The 20,035-nt window shown below is 49.3% G+C and carries 14 protein-coding genes and 1 pseudogene; 7 read left to right on the top strand and 8 right to left on the bottom strand.

The features are described 5' to 3' along the window. Both ACJY2G_RS22865 and ACJY2G_RS22860 read right to left on the bottom strand, forming a co-directional pair. A pseudogene (locus ACJY2G_RS22865) lies at positions 1-3,210 on the bottom strand (Ig-like domain-containing protein); the annotation flags it as partial. Between the two features lie 103 nt (positions 3,211-3,313). After that, positions 3,314-4,672, bottom strand: a complete 1,359-nt coding sequence (locus tag ACJY2G_RS22860; protein ID WP_430320838.1) for a TolC family outer membrane protein — start codon at positions 4,670-4,672, stop codon at positions 3,314-3,316. A 1,073-nt stretch (positions 4,673-5,745) separates the two neighbouring features. Here ACJY2G_RS22860 and ACJY2G_RS22855 point away from each other — a divergent pair. Continuing rightward, positions 5,746-6,330, top strand: coding sequence for a hypothetical protein (locus ACJY2G_RS22855; protein WP_430320839.1), 585 nt, complete (start codon positions 5,746-5,748; stop codon positions 6,328-6,330). A 111-nt stretch (positions 6,331-6,441) separates the two neighbouring features. On the opposite strand, the gene ACJY2G_RS22850 is transcribed toward ACJY2G_RS22855, so the two are convergent. Further along, on the bottom strand, positions 6,442-7,056 hold the full coding sequence (locus tag ACJY2G_RS22850; RefSeq protein ID WP_120163475.1) for a helix-turn-helix transcriptional regulator: 615 nt from the start codon (positions 7,054-7,056) through the stop codon (positions 6,442-6,444). 678 nt (positions 7,057-7,734) lie between these two features. Then, the gene (locus ACJY2G_RS22845) at positions 7,735-8,001 is read right to left on the bottom strand and encodes a hypothetical protein (protein ID WP_120163476.1); all 267 of its coding nucleotides are present in this window, start codon (positions 7,999-8,001) and stop codon (positions 7,735-7,737) included. Between the two features lie 143 nt (positions 8,002-8,144). On the opposite strand from ACJY2G_RS22845, the gene ACJY2G_RS22840 reads away from it, so the two are divergent. Beyond that, positions 8,145-9,029, top strand: a complete 885-nt coding sequence (locus tag ACJY2G_RS22840) for a LysR family transcriptional regulator (RefSeq protein ID WP_120163477.1) — start codon at positions 8,145-8,147, stop codon at positions 9,027-9,029. 238 nt (positions 9,030-9,267) lie between these two features. After that, positions 9,268-9,759, top strand: a complete 492-nt coding sequence (locus ACJY2G_RS22835) for a hypothetical protein (protein ID WP_430320840.1) — start codon at positions 9,268-9,270, stop codon at positions 9,757-9,759. Between the two features lie 56 nt (positions 9,760-9,815). Here ACJY2G_RS22835 and ACJY2G_RS22830 read toward each other — a convergent pair whose 3' ends face one another. Next, positions 9,816-11,030, bottom strand: coding sequence for an NAD(P)/FAD-dependent oxidoreductase (locus tag ACJY2G_RS22830; protein ID WP_430320841.1), 1,215 nt, complete (start codon positions 11,028-11,030; stop codon positions 9,816-9,818). Positions 11,031-11,350: 320 nt separating this feature from the next. Between ACJY2G_RS22830 and pitA the strand changes: the two genes are divergently transcribed. Then, entirely contained in the window at positions 11,351-12,856 is a 1,506-nt protein-coding gene (gene pitA / locus ACJY2G_RS22825; RefSeq protein WP_112288043.1) for an inorganic phosphate transporter PitA, read from the top strand. Between the two features lie 211 nt (positions 12,857-13,067). Here pitA and uspB read toward each other — a convergent pair whose 3' ends face one another. Continuing rightward, entirely contained in the window at positions 13,068-13,403 is a 336-nt protein-coding gene (gene uspB, locus ACJY2G_RS22820) for a universal stress protein UspB (protein ID WP_112288044.1), read from the bottom strand. A 339-nt stretch (positions 13,404-13,742) separates the two neighbouring features. Between uspB and uspA the strand changes: the two genes are divergently transcribed. Continuing rightward, entirely contained in the window at positions 13,743-14,183 is a 441-nt protein-coding gene (gene uspA, locus ACJY2G_RS22815; RefSeq protein ID WP_014333460.1) for a universal stress protein UspA, read from the top strand. A gap of 100 nt (positions 14,184-14,283) precedes the next feature. Here the strand turns inward: uspA and rsmJ are convergent, their stop codons facing one another. Then, complete coding sequence (gene rsmJ, locus ACJY2G_RS22810; protein ID WP_104923726.1) at positions 14,284-15,030, bottom strand: 16S rRNA (guanine(1516)-N(2))-methyltransferase RsmJ; 747 nt, start codon at positions 15,028-15,030, stop codon at positions 14,284-14,286. A gap of 9 nt (positions 15,031-15,039) precedes the next feature. After that, complete coding sequence (gene prlC / locus ACJY2G_RS22805; protein ID WP_279920362.1) at positions 15,040-17,100, bottom strand: oligopeptidase A; 2,061 nt, start codon at positions 17,098-17,100, stop codon at positions 15,040-15,042. Between the two features lie 336 nt (positions 17,101-17,436). Between prlC and ACJY2G_RS22800 the strand changes: the two genes are divergently transcribed. Together ACJY2G_RS22800 and ACJY2G_RS22795 are read left to right on the top strand one after the other, a co-directional pair. After that, the gene (locus tag ACJY2G_RS22800) at positions 17,437-18,747 is read left to right on the top strand and encodes a 6-phospho-beta-glucosidase (protein WP_430320842.1); all 1,311 of its coding nucleotides are present in this window, start codon (positions 17,437-17,439) and stop codon (positions 18,745-18,747) included. A gap of 18 nt (positions 18,748-18,765) precedes the next feature. After that, a complete protein-coding gene (locus tag ACJY2G_RS22795) occupies positions 18,766-20,019 on the top strand; it encodes a PTS sugar transporter subunit IIC (RefSeq protein ID WP_430320843.1) in 1,254 nt (417 codons plus the stop codon). Positions 20,020-20,035: the final 16 nt, after the last annotated feature.

The raw sequence follows: 20,035 nt of genomic DNA, 5'->3' as shown, positions 1-20,035 counted from the left end.
GTCGGTGGAAACGGTGTTGATGGTCAGAGCTGGCGCAGTGATATCCACCAGAACTGAACCGCTGACGCTGCTGCTGTTACCGGCGACATCTTTCACCGTGGCGTTCACAGAGTACGTGCCGTCAGTCAGCGCCGAGGCGTCCACCGCCGGAACCGACGTGCTCCAGCTGCCGTCGGTGCCGACGGTCGCGGTGTACTCATTGCCGTTCAGGGTGATGGTCACCACCTGACCGGCTTCTGCCGTCGACGTGCCGCTCAGCACCACATCTGCACCGGCTTCCGCGCTGTTCAGCACGTTGTCACCGGCGATGGTGTTGATGGTGATGGCTGGAGCAACGGTATCAACCGTCACATCCTGAGCTGCGTCCACGCTGTTGCCCGCCGCATTGGTCACACTGACGCTGACTGTCGCGTCACCGTCTTTCAGAGTGCGCATATCCGCTGCAGGAACAGTTACGCTCCAGCTGCCGTCTGTGCCAACGGTCGCGGTATAGGTGTGACCCGCGAAATTCACAGTCACGATCTGACCGGCTTCGACGTTTTGGGTTGAACCGCTCAGCGTCAGGTCTGCCGCTTTTTCTGCTGCGTTTATGATGTCGTCTGCAGCAATCGTATCAATCGCAATGGCGAGGCTGCTCAGATCAACGGTGACGTTGCTGGAGATGGTCACAGAGTTGCCGGAGACATCAGAGCCGCTGACGCTTATGGCAAGCTGACCCGCTGGCCAGTTCGCCACGTCCGCTGCCGGAACCGCCGCAGACCACGCGCCGTTCGCGCCCACTGTCGCCTGATAATCGACGCCGTTGATGGTCACGGTGACCGAACTGCCTGCCGCGATGTCAGTGCTGGTGCCGCTGATAATCTGGTTCTGCTGGATCTCGATGCTGTTGACGATATCGTCGCCAGCTACGGTGTTGATACGCAGACCCGGCAGACCGGCGTCGATGTTGATCTCGCGATCGTTGGTGCCGGTGTTGCCGTGCTGATTGGTTACTGACGCACTGATGGTCAGGTCTCCGTCGCCAAATCCTTTCAGGTCTGCGGACGGCACGCTGACGCTCCAGCTCAGGTCGTTCTGCACTGTCGCGGTATAGACATTGCCACCCACGGTGACAGTAACGACATCGCCCGCCGCCGCATTGGTGACTTTGCCGCTGATGGTCTGATCGGCGTCGATTTCAGTGGCATTAATAATGTCGTCGCCTGCCGTGACTGCAATGGTGACATTCGGCAGAACGGAGTCGACAACTACGTTGTGTGTGGCTGACCCGCTGTTACCCTCAGCGTCAGTGATGCTGGCGGACAGGGTATAGGTTGCTTCGCCGAGTTTTGAAACATCGGTGGCCGGAACGGTGACCGTCCAGTTGCCGCCGGATACGGTTCCGGTGTAGGTAATGCCGTTCAGCGTCAGCGTAACCGGCGTGCCATCGGCACTGTTGCTGGTCCCGCTGATTTCCAGCGCTTCGCCCTTTTCAATGGCATTAATGACGTCGTCGGTGGCAACGGTATTAATTGCCAGTTCCGGCACTTCTGAAGCAACCAGTACTGATGTTGACTGCGAGCCCGTGTTGCCCGCTTTATCAGTGATGCTGACGTTGACTTCGTAACTGCCATCCGCCAGTGAACTGAATACGGACGCCGGTAAACCGACACTCCATGAGCCATCAGCCGCCAGCGTGGTAGTGTAAGTCTGACCATTGATGACCAGCGTCACGGTGTCGCCTGCTTCTCCACCGGTACTGGTGCCGCTGACGATTTGCGCCTGAGTTTGCTCTGCGCTGTTGAGGATATTGTCACCGGCGATGGTATTGATGGTGACGACCGGAACCGTCGTATCGACCAGTACATCGTGCGTGGTGGAGGTGCTGTTCCCCGCCGCATCGCTGACCGAGGCGCTGACAGTGACATTTCCGTCTTTGAGTACACCCGCATGGGCAGCAGGGACATCCACCGACCAGTGACCATTGGCATCCACGGTTGCGGTGTAGGCGATGCCGTTAAGCAGCAGCGTCACAACCTGCCCGGCTCCGGCATCCGACGTCCCGCTGAGCGTCAGTGGCTGACCTGATTCTGCGGCATTGAGAATATCGTCTCCCGCGACGGTGTTAATCACCAGCGCAGGAGGATGGGTATCAACCGTTAAGGTCGAGCTGGAGGTAATGGTATTGCCCGCGCGATCCACGCCGCTGACCTGAACGGTATACACGCCGTCGGCAAGGGCCTGCGCATCCGCAGCCGGGACATTGACCGACCAGCTGCCGTCCGCCGCCACGGTGGTCTGCCAGCTTGAACCATTGAGGGAAACCGTCACGGTGGTTCCCGCGGCCAGATTCGCGCTTTGGCCAGAAAGGGAAACATCTGCGCCCGCTTCTGCGGCATTCAGCACGTTATCTCCGGCCAGCGTATCGACACTCAGTGACGCTTTTTCTGTCACGATGTTGAGCGTAATGGAACCCGCGCTGGTGCTGGAACCATTGCTTTCCTGAACCACAATGTAGGTATGTGATCCCGCAGACTGAGGCGCGAGCTGTGCCGTCCACTGTCCGCTGGCATCGACCAGCGTCGTCGCGATAATTTTTCCGCTGGCATCCACAATAGAAATTTCAGCCCCCGGATTACCGGTGCCGGTGAAAGTAGGACGCACGTCATCGGTCACAGCCTGATTGGCAAGAATGCCCTGGCTGTCACCCTGCGTATCCGTCACCAGGAAAGTTGGACGGGCGACTTCGACATCTTTCGTGTTATCAATGACTTTTGTTTTTTCGTCACTGCCGCCGCTGTGGCCCAGCAAAGCACCCACGGCACCTGCACCCAGCACGCCAGCCAGCAAGTATGGCCATTCAACACTGACTTCCGTGGTGCTGAGCAGTAAAGGTTCGAGGCCTGCGAGGGGCGTTTCAACCGCATGAACCGTAAAGGCAGCCGTATCATGCGCCGCTGTCGCATCGGTGAAATCAATTTCGGTCAGTTGCTGATTTTCATCCTGGAAAACCAGTTTATTTTCATTATCCTGACCGATATTCTCAAAATATCCTACACAACGGATGACCGAGCCATCCTGCATATGAATAATCAGGTCATTACCGCTTCGTTCATAGCTGGCAACATTTTTCACCGAGTCATGAATAACCACGATGCCCGATTCGTTCATTGCGAGTGCCGTATTTCCCTGGGCAGTGAATTCGTTCTTCAGCGACGTTTTGCGAGAGATAATATCTATGCTTCTGCTCATGATATTGTCCTTAATCCTTGTCTGTAATGTGAGGTGTTGTTTCAATGCTAAAAAACATTTTTGTTGTTGATTTAACTGCAGGTTATTTCAGATCGGGTAACGACTGTTTCTCACCCTGACTAATTCCAAGCTGAGACAATAGGTTATTTACCGCCGTCGTGTAATTAATCAGTGAATACCAGCTGTCGTATTTGGCGCTGACTTGTGAAAACTCAGCCTGGAAGACGTCCTGCTCTACGCTGAGTAAATCATTCAGCGTACGCTGGTTAAGTTTATATTCGCTTTTGTACACATCGCGCGAGCGGATGGAATCCTGCAACTGTGCTGCGCTGGCCTGCACCTGCCCTTCTGCACCCGCCCAGTTGGCATAAGCTACTGACGCTTTTTGCAAGATATCCAGCTTGGCCTGATCAACGAGCGTCGCAGCAATATTTTTGCGTCCTTCTGCCTGACTCACGCGTGCAGAAACGGCCCCGCCCTGATAGAGCGGCGCATCCACATGTAACTGGATTTGATTATTCCAGTACGGATTATTATTCGTTTCGTAACGCGTCCGGCTGGCCTGTAAACTCAGCGTCGGTAAATAATCCGATTTGGCTTTACTGACTTCATAAGAGGCAGATTCTTGCTGTGTCTGTGCAAATAAAACGGTAGGAATTTTCGAATAATCGATATTCTCCGGCACAACTGGATTATCAAAACCATTGGCGGCAAACGGCTGATAATATTTAGCTTTCACGCCGGTCAGCGATTCTAATTGCGCTTTGGCCGCCGATAAACTCGCCTGATATTGTTTCAGCGTTGAACGCATCCCTGAAATACGCGATTGCGCCTGCAATACATCAGAACGGGTACTTAATCCCGCGTCCGCACGTAATGAAGACATTCTTCTGACGTCTTCCAGGGCACGGATATTTTCCTCAACCGTGCGGGTGAGGTCCTGATATTTTAATACGTCCAGATACGCGGTCGCGGTTTGTTCGGCCACGTCAGACATTGTCGCCAGTAATTTATAGCGATAGCTTTCCTGCGTTGATTTCTGCTGGCTGACATTGGCATTCGTTTTGCCAAAATCATAAACCAGCTGAGAAAGCGTCAGACCATAGGCAGCCGCATTATTCAGGCTGTTAGAAAAATCCTGCTGGGTTGAGTTGCCAGTATTCGCCGTCAGCCCCACCTGCGGATACCACGCACTTTGCGCTTCCCGGATCTGCGCCTGGCCGATACCCAGCTGATAGGCTTGCTGCGTAACCGAAGGACTGCGAGAAAATGCCTGCAAGATAGTTGATTTCAGATCAACAGAATCGAGCCCTCTCATCGCAGGTGCGTTAGCCCACGCGTTGACATTTTCTGAAACATTTGCAAAGACCACGCCAGAGAATGTCAGTAACACCCCCAAAATGCTTAACGGTATGGCAATAATCTTAGACCATTTGTTCATCTGACACTCCTGTCATTATCCTTAGGGAGAACGTCCTCGTGCAGCCATTGCACAGTCCTCCAGCCCCCTATTTCCTGTGACTCTGGTCTCATTATTACAATCTTCGCGCTGCAGAAAAAGTGGTCAAAAATTACGTAAGTAAGCAGAAATACATTCACGAAGGTGGAAAAATCCTAATGTTCACATTCATTAGGTGAATGTGATTAATGTTATAAATCAGTATGTTGTTTTTAATAAAAAAGGGAAAAATCTGATCGTCTGAAAGGCGGATTTACAGTGAAAATTGGCATCATTTTGATTGATAGCTTTACAAAACTCAGTCATATCTTAGGATAATTTGCAAAATCCTTACAAATAAATCCCTGTTATTTCCCCTTTAACAGGCATTCATGACCGTGATCCGATGAAAAAGGAGAGAATAAAAACAAATTTTCACTCACAGATTAAAAGCAACATTTTGTTAACAATGATTTAAATACAATGTAAAAACATCTTGCCGTCGCCCGTAATAATGATTAAACATCATCTGACAATCCTCCTTAAGTATTAGCCACCCGCTTATCGTCATTGCGAGATAAAATGGACAACCTTTGCAGAGATTTCATCCGATATTCTTTCGAAAGTTTCGTGAAACGAAAATTTATGGCCTTATCTGAAGGGATTTTTTCTTATGGGGGGAATCTTCAAAACAACAATTTCCACGTCTGTTAAATCATTTAAATTACAAGGGGAGCAGGTAACGTGGGGTTTCTTTTCTGGTGTCTAAGAGTGTCAGTTTTTGTACATTAACTTAAGAATGTTTAAGCATTAAACGAAGAAATTAAAAATATTCCTAGACACGTAATTTATTTTGTCAGCAATAGAAAAAATACCATCTATTATCAGGCAGTTGCACTGTGGGTTTCACAAATTTTATTTACTTGATAATAAGATGATCATATTTGGTTACGTTGACGACTGCATTCTTACCCGATAGTATACCGGAAAGCTTATTTGGTAATAATAACGGAGATGTATTATCAGGTATACGCAATGATCTCTACGGAAGCCGATGCATTTAAAGGAATGGATTAATGATGCGCATTGCACTTATTGACTCATGCACATTGACATATGTAGGGTTAAAAAACCTCTTTTCTTTAATCCGCACAACTTCAGGCATTACGTTCAATCATATCAGTGCGGAAGATGCGCTGGATAAACATGCTGAAAACTTCGACGTTTATATCCTGGAACCAGGAGAGATCGGCTTCGAGTTTAATATTGATAAATTCATCTATAATTTAAAATCGAAAACACAGCAGGAAAGCAAAGTCATCATCTTCAGTGATAACATCATTGTTAACAGCAAGTTAGCTGACTTTTGCGTATGTAAAGAGAACTCATTCTCGAAAGTATATTTCTTCTTTGACAGCTTATTGAAAGGGAAATACGACTCAATCAAACCTTTTCTTGAGGACTATTTGCTCAGTAAAAACGAAGTCATTCTGCTCCGCTGCCTGTCAAAGAACCAGCGAATGAAAAGCATTGAGAAAATCACGGCAATTCCAATTTCTAACCTTTATTACTACAAATACAGCGCGATGAGAAAGCTCGGTCTTAAAAGTACCAAAGAGCTGTTTCACTACCTTAATCGTGTGCTCAATCATTCTGTATGACAGCCGGGCCTCGGTAGTTCATCTATAAAAAAAGCTATCGTTTATCGATAGCTTTTTTGCCTTATAAAGACGACTTTTCAGGGTATCCGGGCAAGAAAATCTGTGCACTGATCACTGCATAAGATACTTGTACAAATCTATCGAATTTTTAAGCCCCAATTTTTTCATGGCATTTCGCTTGTGGGTACTGATCGTCTTACTGCTCTTCCCCATTTTTTGCGCTACACCCGAATTGGTCTTCATGCTTTTAATCTCACATAACACTTCGCGTTCCATTGAGGTCAGACACATTCTCGCCGGATGAAATACTTCATTTTTCTTTCTGTTTAAATAGGGGCTGATTGTCATCTGATAATTAAGGTCAACAACACCGGTAATGAGCATCTTTCTCAGCACCGTTAACTCTTCCTGTTCAGAGATGAGCATATCAATGTTCTCTTCAACCAGGCGTGTCAGTCTGTCGTATTGTTCTATTTTAGTGATTACAATGACGCGCGGTGGCTTGTATAAAAAATCCATTCTCCGGATGAACTTAATCACAGAGTTAAAGTTTTCTACGTTATTATTTATCTCAATAATAATGCAGTCTACGCTCATGCCGATTCCAGATTCGTAGAACTCATTCAATGAAGTAAATAAGTTAACTTTTGAATTAACATGATTAAGGATAGACGAGAGCGTCAGCATCTCATAATAGCCAGAGTGGATAACAACTGTTTGTTTCATTTATCATTCCATTGGTAGTACTTTCCGTTGTAATTCTTTTCTGAGGAAAAATCCTAATCCTCCTGAACACGGGCTAATCTTAGTGAGGCTGTTTTGACATGTCGATAGCGGGGAGGTCGGGCGGGCGGACTTAGGAATTTTCTAAACATATTAGATAAATCTGTAAATAACCAAAAAACAAGAAATTAATCACCAGACATTAACATTCAAGCAGCATAAAACACTAATCATAAATAATAAATAGTCGCATTCTCTGTTTATATTTGCTTTCAACTATTTTTCCAGTCTGATTGACATGTATAACAACGTTATAATTTTGATGGAGAAAATGGCAAATAATCACCAATACTCAATGATCACTAAACATATCGCTCTTTTTACTCATTTTGCTTAGGAATTTTCTAGTTTCTTAAGTGAAAAAAATCAGAAGGCAGGATTGATTAATTTTGAGCACAAAATAACAAATCTATTACCTCATCCAGGCGGTTCTTCCGTGCCGGTCATAGCAGGTCAGGTATAGTGGGATCTGTGGCGGGGTGTTTCACTGATCAGACAGAATGCAAAGGACGCAGTAAAGTGCCCTTCGCATTCGAATGCATTCACCAAATCAATGATAAGGACTTCTTTTATACATTTTGGATATTTTGGTTATCCTTTTGAAATAATTTTATTCCACTTTCAATGACTAAATCCTTTCCCTTCCAGTAATTCTTGCATTAGCCTTAACTCGTCCTTGTAGATATACCGCAACTGATTTCCATCAGAATAAATATCCTGGGCTCCCATGAAAACCAGACACGGGAATGACTCTGGCGCAGATTCAGAAAGGGCGATGTCCAATTCTTCATCAGTGAGAATCGAGGGATTCATAGGGTTATGGTTAATATTCAAATAATCTTCTACAAACCATTTTTCAAATGTCGGTTTATCAGTCAGGACTTTCATCACACCTTCTTTTCATTAGCACGGCAACGGGTGTTATTAAGCATTCCCCTGAGATAAGACACAATAGAGGTTTTTCGAAGTCGTGCTTTGAATTTTTTATATCACCTGAACTAAGTACTTGATCAAAGAAAGAATAACTGAAAATGAACAATAAATTTGACTACAATCTCATCAAAACGCTGGTGCTGGTGTATGAAACCAGAAGCATGAGTAAATCTGCACAAGCATTAGGAATATCGTCACCCACGCTGACCTATGCATTAAATAAACTCCGTGATTATTACAATGACCCCTTATTCATCAAATCCGTCAAAGGACTAAAAGCCACACCGCTTGCTAACCAGCTTTATCCCTCGTTTAAAAATGTTGACGAAGAAATATCCCATTCCTTAATGGTGAGTACTGATGATCCCCCTGAAATTTCCAATGTTATTATCAGAACAAATACGATGATTGAATATTATTTGGTTGATAAGTTATTAAAAAATAAAAAATTTCCCCAGGAGTTAAATTTTACCTTTAACAACCGCATCATGCTGGAAGACCAGCGGAGCACCGCGCTGGTATCAAGAGAAGTCGACATTGATATTGGCTCAGCCATCAGACATAACCACTCGTTCATTTCAACAAAGATTGCCCAGTCACGGATCGTGGGTTTGTGCCGGAAAGGACATCCCCGTATAAAAAACCAATTGAGCGACGAGCAGTGGATGGCAGAGGAACATATCGTTCTCAGCTCCGCCGAAACCAGCGCTTACCTTCCTGAGAAGCTGTATGGATTGTCTCATCAGAGGAATATCCGTTACAGATCTAACTCGCTGATTAATATGCTTTACTGTATTGAAAAAAGTGATGCTGTGATGTTCTTTCCGGCATTCCTGCTCAAGCACATCCCCGTACACTTAAACGTGCGCAGTGTCGAAATTCCCTGGATGGAGGAAGATACTATTGATATTTATGCTTATATTCACAGTAAGGCGAAAAATGACGAGAGACTGGAATGGATTATCCAATTGCTGAAGAATTAGAAAATAAATAATGAGGTATTATTTGCATTCAACTCAAGGAAAATGATGCAACACGTGAATTGTATATCACAAAATCCGATGAATAACCCATAATTAAGTTTCCTAAACACAATTGTAATTTAACTAAATGAATTTTAGGAACACAGCTTTGATATTATATATCAGTTACCATAATAAAATCAGCTATTCACTTCCGATAAGGTGAATTCCAACCCACATAATTTATTAGAAGAATAATATGATTACTATTGAAAGAAGCATTCTCAGAAAAGGTCACATCGGTTTTAAAGTTGCTGCATACCAGCAGCTTGATCATATGCGTACGCTGCACTCATCCTTTCCGAGGGAGGCCGACTGGGCCGGATTTTACGTGGCCAAAACTAAAAATGTGGCGGCGGGATATCGTGTTGATTACCAGCATCCCTACGGGCATACGGTCACGCTTATCCATGATATGAAAGTGCTTATATGTAAAGGACCGGAACTGGAGAACTCAAGTATTACCGGTTTTGCTAAAGCCAGAATGATTATAGATGCCCTGCCAGAGGACATGAAAACATCTGTCATTAAACTAAACAGCCCCTTAATTCCCGCGCTGGGGAGGCTGGGATTTTGTTATCAGGGGCCTCATGATGATGAGGGTGGAATTGAAATCATCATTCCGAACAGGCTGATTGCGTTTGTGGCAATGCATGAGAAAATTGATTTTGGCGTTAACAAATACTTTTAATAAGACGAAAAAATGATGAGCAGCTGGGAAACCTCTCCGACTGCTCAGATATCCATTTAGGGCTGATTCACGGCGAACGACCGCGCCACCAAATCTTGCGCACACGCCCACGCCGAACTCCAGGCCCACTGGAAGTTATACCCGCCGAGCCAGCCGGTCACATCCACCACTTCGCCGATGAAATACAAACCGGGGACTTTCGCCGCCGCCATCGTTTTAGAAGACAACTCTTTGGTATCGACACCGCCGAGTGTCACTTCTGCCGTGCGGTAACCTTCGGTGCCATTCGGCTGCACCTGCCAGTTTTGCAGCTGTTCCACCAGTGCGGCCTGTTGCGGCACGTTCAGCTGTTTGAGCGTCACATCCGGAAGCTGTCCCAGCGTTTGCAAACATTCCACCAGACGCTTCGGCAGTTGCATCGCCAGCGTATTCTTCAGGCTCTGATTAGGATGTTCCTGACGCTGCGTATTCAGAAACGCCGCCAGATCGACATCAGGAAGTAAGTTAACACTTACAAACTCACCAGGCTGCCAGTAGCTTGAAAGTTGTAAAACAGCCGGACCTGAAAGACCACGGTGAGTAAACAGAATGCTTTCCCGGAACACCGTACCGTCTTCGGCGGTCAGCACCGCAGGAACAGAAACGCCAGAAAGCGCCTGTAAATGTTCAAGCAGCGGTTTGTGCAGGGTAAACGGCACCAGACCGGCGCGGGTAGGCAACACTTTCAGGCCAAACTGTTCCGCCAGACGGTAACCAAAAGGCGAAGCGCCGAGTCCCGGCATCGAAAGCCCACCGCTGGCAACAACAAGTGAGTGAGTACTCACAGCTGAGCCATTCACGTTGATAACAAAGCCTTCTTCCGTTTTCTGAACGTCGGTGATTTCACTTCTCAGACGCACATCAACGTTACCCGTTTCGCACTCTTTATCGAGCATCGCCACAATCTGCTGCGCGGAGTCATTACAGAAAAGCTGGCCGAGGGTTTTCTCATGCCAGGCGATATTGTAACGGTTGACCATATCGATGAAATCCCACTGGGTGTAACGCGCCAGTGCAGATTTACAGAAATGCGGATTTTCAGAAAGATAAGCCGCCGGCTCGGCGTAAAGGTTCGTGAAGTTGCAGCGTCCGCCACCCGACATCAGGATTTTACGTCCGGTTTTTTTGCCATTATCCAGCAGCAGAACCCGGCAGCCACCCTGTCCGGCCTGTGCCGCACAGAACATACCTGCAGCACCTGCACCAATGACGACCACATCAACCTGTTCCACTTTCGGCCTCTCTTTATGAATATTCGACTACGTTTTAGATAGGGTTTCCCCTTCTGAGCGGGCGTGCTGCCCCCTGAGTGGCGCGAATTGTAAGGGACAGACGCGTCTTAAACCAGTCAGACAGCTTGCTTTCTGAACGTCGTAAGGAAATGTTTCAGCTGGCAAAGGAGGAATAAGATTTTGATAAATAAAAATTTAATTGAAACAAACGTGATTTTTGAACTGTTTTTAGTCAAAAAAATGTCATATTTTCCTTTTCCCCTCACCCTGTTCTCGCAGATAATGCGCGGCGTTCATGACCACTAACTGGCGTAACAATTATGCTGCATCTATTTGCCGGGTTGGATATTCATACCGGTTCGTTATTGATTCTCGCGTTACTGTTTGTTCTGTTCTACGAAGCGATTAACGGCTTCCATGATACGGCCAACGCAGTAGCAACCGTCATCTATACCCGGGCAATGCGTTCGCAATTAGCGGTCGTGATGGCAGGGGTATTTAACTTCTTTGGCGTCCTGCTCGGTGGTTTGAGCGTGGCCTATGCCATCGTCCATTTACTCCCAACCGATCTGCTGCTCAATGTAGGTTCCGCACATGGCCTTGCCATGGTGTTCTCTATGTTACTGGCGGCGATCATCTGGAATCTCGGCACCTGGTATTTTGGTTTGCCGGCGTCCAGTTCCCATACCCTTATCGGCGCCATCATTGGCGTAGGGCTGACCAATGCATTAATGACTCACACTTCCGTGGTCGATGCGTTAAACATCCCTAAAATGATTGGTATTTTTGCTTCGCTGATTATCTCTCCGCTGGTCGGGATGATTATCGCGGGTACCATGATTTTCCTGCTGCGCCGTTACTGGAGTGGCAATAAGAAACATGCCCGTATCCACCTGACACCGGCGGAACGTGAGAAGAAAGACGGCAAGAAAAAGCCGCCATTCTGGACGCGTACCGGTCTGATTCTGTCGGCTATCGGCGTGAGTTTCTCTCACGGCGCTAACGATGGTCAGAAGGGTATCGGTCTGATCATGCTGGTGCTGATTGGCGTGGCGCCAGCGGGTTTTGTGGTGAATATGAACGCGACCGGTTACGACATTACCCGTACCCGCGACGCCGTGACTCACCTCGGCCAGTATTATCAGCAACATGTTGATGCCGTGCCGCACGTGGTTGCACAGACGCCAATGGTGCCTGCACCGGACGTCAATATCGCACCGACTGATGAGCCTAAAGTGTTCCACTGCGACAGCAGCCACGCACTTGACGCTATCGGCCGCGCGCAAACACTGCTGACCAATCTTCAGTCTTACAGCGACCTGGCACCGGAAGAACGCAGCCATATGCGCCGTCTGCTGATGTGTGTTTCTGATACTGCGGATAAAGTGGCCAAGCTGCCGGAAACCTCTCCTGCGGATAAACGCTTCCTCGGCGAGCTGAAAACAGACATTCTGCAAACCGTTGAATACGCACCAATCTGGATCATCATTGCTGTCGCTCTGGCGCTGGCACTGGGTACCATGATTGGCTGGAAACGCGTGGCGACCACCATCGGTGAGAAGATTGGTAAGAAAGGCATGACGTACGCACAAGGCTTGTCTGCACAGCTGACCGCGGCCGTTTCTATCGGCGTTGCCAGCTATACGGGTATGCCGGTTTCCACCACACACGTGCTGTCTTCTGCGGTTGCAGGGACCATGATTGTGGATGGCGGCGGTGTGCAGTCGAAGACCGTGAAGAACATTGCAATGGCGTGGATCTTAACCCTGCCAGTGTCGATTGTCCTTTCCGGCGTGCTGTACTGGCTTGCGCTGAAGCTGATCTGATAGCTTTCTGAACGGCATTAAAAAGGCGACCCTGCTCAGCAGCGGTCGCCTTTTTTTTTCCTTTTTCACACATCCTCCCTAATTCATAACCAAAGTAATTGGAGTTGCAGCAAGGCAGCAAGCGAGAGAATCCCGATGAGCTGACACAGGTCAGTGATTCGGGTGAACGAGAGCCGCTAACGCCGCTGCAGCTTCAAGTACGAAGGGTATGCTAGTACCAGATCAGCATCGCTAACATACTGATTAAAATTAATCCGACCAGTGCAGTTGTCAGCATAAACTGACCGCGGACCCGTTCACAACGGCGGATAAACTCAGGATCGTGATGTTCAACATAGCGCTGAGCATAAATGTAACGCACCAGTCTTATTTGTTTGCTCGGCTGGCCGTGCGACGTGAAGAATCCCCCGCCATCAACGTATTGATACAGCAGCGGATCGCACCCCCGCAGTACCACCAGCAATGCGCGCAAAGAAGAATAATAGCGCAGCATATTCACGACACACACAAAACATAAAGCCCAAAACAGCGCAACGGGACTGATCATGATTCCCCCTCAAGGCGAACTGACACCGCGCAATGCACCGGTAAAATAGCGGCGCATACCCGACGTTTCGCCCTGCCTTTCCGCAATTTCACACCCCCGGGCAAACTGCGCCCGCCCTCTTTTCGTACCACAGAAGATTGCCAAAGCAGGAGAAGCCTGCATTATTGAGTGTAGGAAACGAATCCCGAACTGTTCATATTATTTCTATCTATAGATGCCCGGATTTGGAAATGGGATCTGTATGCTTGATTTCTCTGACCATTTTGGCGCTATACTGAAGTCATGACATTCGCATGATGCTGATATTGCTATTAACCGACTTATGGAAGGAGTTTTCTTATGGCTTACAAACACATATTGATTGCTGTTGACCTCTCACCTGAGAGCAAAGTTTTAGTTGAGAAAGCGGTTTCCATGGCGCGTCCGTATAACGCCAAGGTGTCCCTGATCCACGTTGATGTGAACTATTCAGACCTGTACACCGGTCTTATCGACGTCAATCTGGGCGACATGCAGAAACGCATTTCCGAAGAGACGCACCACGCGCTGAACGAACTGTCGCAAAACGCCGGTTACCCGATTTCAGAAACCCTGAGCGGCAGCGGTGATTTAGCGCAGGTGCTGGTGGATGCCATCAATAAATATGGCGTGGATTTAGTGCTGTGCGGCCATCACCAGGATTTCTGGAGCAAACTGATGTCGTCCGCGCGTCAGCTGATCAACACCGTTCACATCGACATGCTGATCGTGCCTTTGCGCGATGAGGAAGAAGAAGCGTAAGACGTATTATTGCGTTAACGCTGACATAAAAATGCCCGCAGGTGAAAACCGGCGGGCATTTTTTTATGAGATTTTAGGGAAGCGTGACAACAACGGCTTTCTATAACGGCGTATAAATATCAAACCGGTGACTCTTGGTCACAACTGCAGCCTGTGCTGCGATATCAGCCATTGGCGGGGCATAGTCCGGGCGTTTTACCACGATACGTTTAGTCGCTAAGCGGCGCGCCGGTTCCAGCAGGCCGTCGGCATCTTCATCCGGGCCGACTAAACCCTGAAACACCCGCATCTCTTTCTTCACCAGCGCACTTTTCTGTTTGTGCGGATACATCGGGTCGAGATACACCACTTCCGGCTTTGGTGAAAGCTCAGAAAGCGCCGTCAGACTTGAAGCATGCAGCAGCGTCATGCGCTCACGCAACCACGGGCCGATTTCTGCATCACGATAGCCACGCGCCAGCCCGTCATCGAGTAATGCCGCGACGACCGGATTGCGCTCCAGCATCCGTACTTTGCAGCCCAGAGAGGCCAGCACAAACGCATCGCGGCCCAGTCCTGCGGTCGCATCGACCACATCCGGCAGATAACTGCCTTTGATACCGACGGCTTTCGCTACCGCTTCGCCACGTCCGCCACCGAATTTGCGACGATGCGCCATCGTGCCGCCGACGAAATCGACAAAAATCGCGCCGAGTTTGGGCTCGTCGCGTTTGCGTAATTCCAGACGCTCAGGCGTCAGCACCAGCGCCATCACGGCATCCGGGTCAGACGTCAGATTCCAGCGCTGCGCCAGAACAGATAAGGCGCCTTCATCGGCGCCTTCTTCACACAGTAAACACACACTCACAGGCAGAGGTTATCCTTTGATTCCGTAGTGGCGCAGCATAGCATCCAGCTGCGGCTCACGCCCGCGGAAGCGTTTGAACAGCTCCATTGGCTCTTCGGAACCGCCGCGCGACAGAATATTATCCAGGAACGACTGACCGGTTTCGCGGTTGAAAATTCCTTCTTCTTCAAAGCGGGAATAGGCATCGGCCGACAGCACTTCCGCCCACAGATAGCTGTAATAACCCGCCGCATAACCGCCTGCAAAGATGTGGCTGAAGGCGTGCGGGAAGCGTCCCCATGACGGTGACGGCACCACGGCAACCTGTTTCTTGATTTCTGCCAGCGTTTGCAGGATTTGCGCGCCTTTGGCCGGGTCATATTCCGCATGCATACGGAAATCAAACAGACCGAACTCCAGCTGACGCAGGATAAACAGCGCCGCCTGATAGTTCTTCGCCGCCAGCATTTTATCCAGCATCTCTTTCGGCAACGGTTCGCCGGTTTCGAAATGACCAGAGATAAACGCCAGTGCGTCCGGCTCCCAGCACCAGTTTTCCATAAACTGACTTGGCAGCTCGACAGCATCCCACGGCACACCGGAAATACCGGCCACTCCCGGGGTGTCGATGCGGGTCAGCATATGATGCAGGCCGTGACCGAACTCATGGAACAGCGTGGTGACTTCATTGTGCGTGAACAGCGCCGGTTTGTTGCCCACCGGACCGTTAAAGTTACAGGTCAGATACGCGACCGGTTTTTGCAGTTCGCCGTCCGCTTTACGCATGCTGCCGACGCAGTCATTCATCCATGCGCCACCGCGTTTGTGCTCGCGGGCATACAGGTCGAGATAGAAACTGCCGCGCAAGTCGCCGGTTTCATCGAACAGATCGAAGAAACGCACGTCTTTGTGCCAGGTTTCTACGTCTTTACGTTCTTTGGCGGTGATGCCGTAAATGCGTTTCACCACTTCGAACAGCCCTTCCAGCGCACGCTGTTCAGGGAAGTACGGGCGTAACTGCTCGTCGTTGATAGAGAACAGATGCTGTTTCTGTTTTTCACCGTAGAACGGCAAATCCCAGGCTTCCATTTCATCCACGCCGAAATGTTCTTTGGCGAAAGCTCGCAGCTGCGCCAGTTCCTGCTCGCCCTGCGGACGCGCACGTGTTGCCAGACCGCTCAGGAAGTCGATCACCTGTTTCGGGCTTTCGGCCATTTTGGTGGCGAGCGACATATCCGCGAAGGAATCAAAACCTAACAGCTGAGCCAGTTCGTGACGCAGCGCCAGTTCTTCAGCCATCACTTCGCTGTTGTCCCACTTACCGGCATTCGGGCCCTGATCGGAAGCCCGGGTCGCGAACGCACGGTACATTTCTTCGCGCAGTTCACGGTTTTCGCAGTACGTGATCACCGGCAGATAGCTTGGAATATCCAGCGTTAACAACCAGCCTTCCTGCTCTTTCGATTCCGCCAGCGCCTTCGCCGCGGCCAGTGCGCTTTCCGGCAGGCCTTTCAGGTCATTCTCATCCGTGATGAGTTTGCTCCAGCCCATAGTGGCATCGAGCACGTTGTTGCTGTAGGTCGAACCCAGCTCAGACAGACGCGCGGAAATTTCGCCATAGCGTTTTTGTTTTTCCATCGGCAAACCAATGCCGGATAACTCGAAATCGCGCAGCGCGTTATCAATGGCTTTTTTCTGCGCCAGAGAAAGCGTGCTGAAATGTTCGCTGTCTTTTAAATCGCGGTATGCCTGATACAAACCGGCATGCTGCCCGGTCCAGGTGCTGAATTCAGACAGAATGGGCAGGCATTGCTCGTAAGCTTCTCGCAGTTCCGGGCTGTTTTTCACTGCATTAAGATGCCCGATCGGCGACCAGATACGGCTCAGGCGATCGTCACTTTCGGCCAGCGGCTGACACAGATTTTCCCACGTATAAGGCGCACCCTGCGCGACGACGCGTTCAATCGTCTGGCGGCTTTCTTCGATAGCGGATTTCATCGCAGGGACAATATGTTCAGGCTTGATCGCAGAGAAAGGTGGTAAGGCGAACGGTTTTAAGAGCGGATTCGACGCGTTTTGCTGTTCAGTCATAGGGCCAGTCCTTCGTAATAGCGTTTGGGGCTGATGCGTCTGTGGCGCACCACGCCGTGAATTCGGGTCGTCTTAAAGATGACGTAACTTCTAACATGCGGTCAAGTTATGGGGAAATCAATGGGGGGCGGCGATTTCGCCCGGCGGCCATAGATATTCATGTTATCAATCACTCCCGTTCGGCTTATCAGGTTGCAGCAAGACCTGCCTCGCAATTTTCATCTTTGTCTGTCTCCTGCCGCTAAACCCTATTTACAACGAGGTTATTCCTGTTAGCTTCCCGTTATCTGGCGTATGCCAGTACAGTTTTTCCACAACACAGGGAGTCAGCAGGGAATGAAAACACTCAAAATTGTCACACTGGGCGGCGGCTCAGGTTACACACCGGAACTGATCGACGGATTTATCCGGCGCTACGACGAATTGCCGGTTTCGCAGTTCTGGCTGGTGGATATCGCAGCCGGTGAGGAAAAGCTGAAAATCGTCGGTGCGCTGGCACAACGGATGGTCAAAAAAGCCGGGCTCCCGATGACCGTGCATCTGACCACCGACCGCGAAGCCGCGTTGCGTAACGCGGACTTCGTTACGACTCAGCTGCGTGTCGGCCAGCAGGAAGCCCGTATTCACGATGAGGCGATCCCGCTGAAATACGGCGTTCTCGGTCAGGAAACCACCGGTGCTGGCGGTTTTATGAAGGCGCAGCGCACCATCCCCGTGCTGTTAGATTTGTGCCGCGATATGGAAAGGTTGTGCCCGGATGCGTGGCTGATCAATTTCACTAATCCGGCAGGGATTGTTACTGAGGCCATTGAAAAATATTCGAGCATCAAAACGCTGGGCATTTGCAGCGGTGCGAACAGCATGATGATGGATATCGCGAAGGTGTATGACGTCCGTCGTGAAGACGTATATGCCCGCGTGATGGGGCTGAATCACCTGATATTTGCCGATCAGATCGCCGTCAAAGGCCACGACGTCACCGCAGAATTTATTGAGAAACTGGCGCAGGGCAATGGCCAGAATCAGCTGCAAAACATTCCCGATACCGGATTGCCACCGGCCTTTATCCGCGCGCTCGGACTTTATCCCCTTTCCTACCTGAAGTATTTCTATCTGCACCGTGAAATGGTGGCGCACAGCGTAAAAGACAGCCAGACGCACGGCACACGCGGAGAACAAACGCGGGAAATAGAACGCCAGCTTTTTGAACTCTATAAAAATCAGCAGCTTGAGAGCAAACCGAAAGAACTGGAAAGCCGGGGCGGTGCGTATTACTCGGATACTGCCTGTTCGATTATCAGCGCGATTTATAACAACCGGCAGGAGATCCACGTCGTCAATACGCTCAATCGCGGAGCAACGCCCGATCTCGACGAAAACAGTGTGGTAGAAACGAACGCAATGATAGATCGTCAGGGTGCGCATCCTCTGGCTTACGGGCGTTTGCCGGTGAAAATCCGTGGCCTGATCCAGAGCGTCAAAGCCTTTGAGGAACTCACCATCGAAGCCGCCGTCACTGGCTATTATTCCACCGCATTAATGGCGCTTTCGGTGCATCCGCTAATGCCGTCAGTGGATATTGCCGAAAAAATTCTCGACGAATACCTCGTCGTAAACCGGCCTTTCCTGCCGCAATATCCACAATAATCACGGGCATATCACATCATGATGAAATTCATAGAATCACGACTGGTGCCGTGTCTGGTGAAAGTCGGTGATAACGTTATTCTGGTCGCGGTGCGCAACGGCATTACGCTGACGCTGCCGTTTATTATTTCCGGCAGTATCTTTTTGATTATTGCCAATCTGCCGATCCCCGGATGGACAGAATATTTAGGTCAGTTTGGCACCGCGCTGAATGCACCGGTTCTGGTCACGTTCGGGATCATCGGTTTAATTTCGGCGATGGGCATCAGTTATAACCTTGCGAAACATTATAAGCTTGACGGACTGACCTGCTGCGCCATTACTGTCGCCGTATTCCTGATGGCGCAGTTAAATGATGATTACACACTTAACGTCGATAATCTCGGCGCCGCGGGGTTATTCTCCGCCATTATTCTTTCGATCCTCACCGTCTATATCATTCGCTTTTTCATCGAACATAAAATCTACATCCGGCTGCCGGATAATGTGCCGCCGGCCGTGCTGCAATCTTTTGTCAGCGTGATCCCGGCGATTGTCTGTCTGGCGCTGGTGTGGTTTGTGCGGGTGATCCTGCATTTTGATATCAACGCATTCTTCACGCTGATCCTCAGCCCGCTGGTCATCGGACTTGGCACACTGCCGGGCATGTTAATTTTGGTGTTTCTTATCTCGCTGCTGTGGTGTTGCGGGATCCACGGCACCAACGTGCTCTCCGGCATTACCGCGCCGATATTTCTTAAGTTTATTGTCGAAAATACTCAGGCTTATCTCAGCCACCAGCCGATACCACATATCTTCGCTGAAGGATTTTATAACTTCTTTATTTGCACCGGCGGTTCAGGCGCGACGATGGGGCTGGTTCTGGCGATGATGATGTCGAAAAGTCGTTATTATAAATCGCTGGGTCGCATGTCTTTTGCACCCTCGCTGTTTTGTATTAATGAGCCGGTCATTTTCGGCGTGCCGATGGTGTTTAATCCGCTGATGATGCTGCCGTTAATTATCACGCCGATGCTGTTATGCACCCTGTCGTATTTTCTGATGACGTTTAACATTATTGGCCGCCCGGTATTACAAATTCCCTGGACGATGCCGCCTTTGCTGAATGGATATTTCGCCACCGGCGGCAATATTCCGGCGGCTTTGTGGTCAGGCGTCATGATTATTATTTCGACAATCATTTATTATCCCTTCTTCCGGCTGATGGAAAAGAAACAGCTGGCACTGGAAGAAGCGGATATTCCAGTTAATGCAGCGCAGGTCAGTGCATAAACGCCAATTACAACGG

This window comes from Rahnella sp. ATs2, assembly GCF_051851855.1.
Lineage (GTDB): Bacteria > Pseudomonadota > Gammaproteobacteria > Enterobacterales > Enterobacteriaceae > Rahnella > Rahnella variigena.
This window is presented reverse-complemented; position numbering and strand designations above follow the sequence as displayed.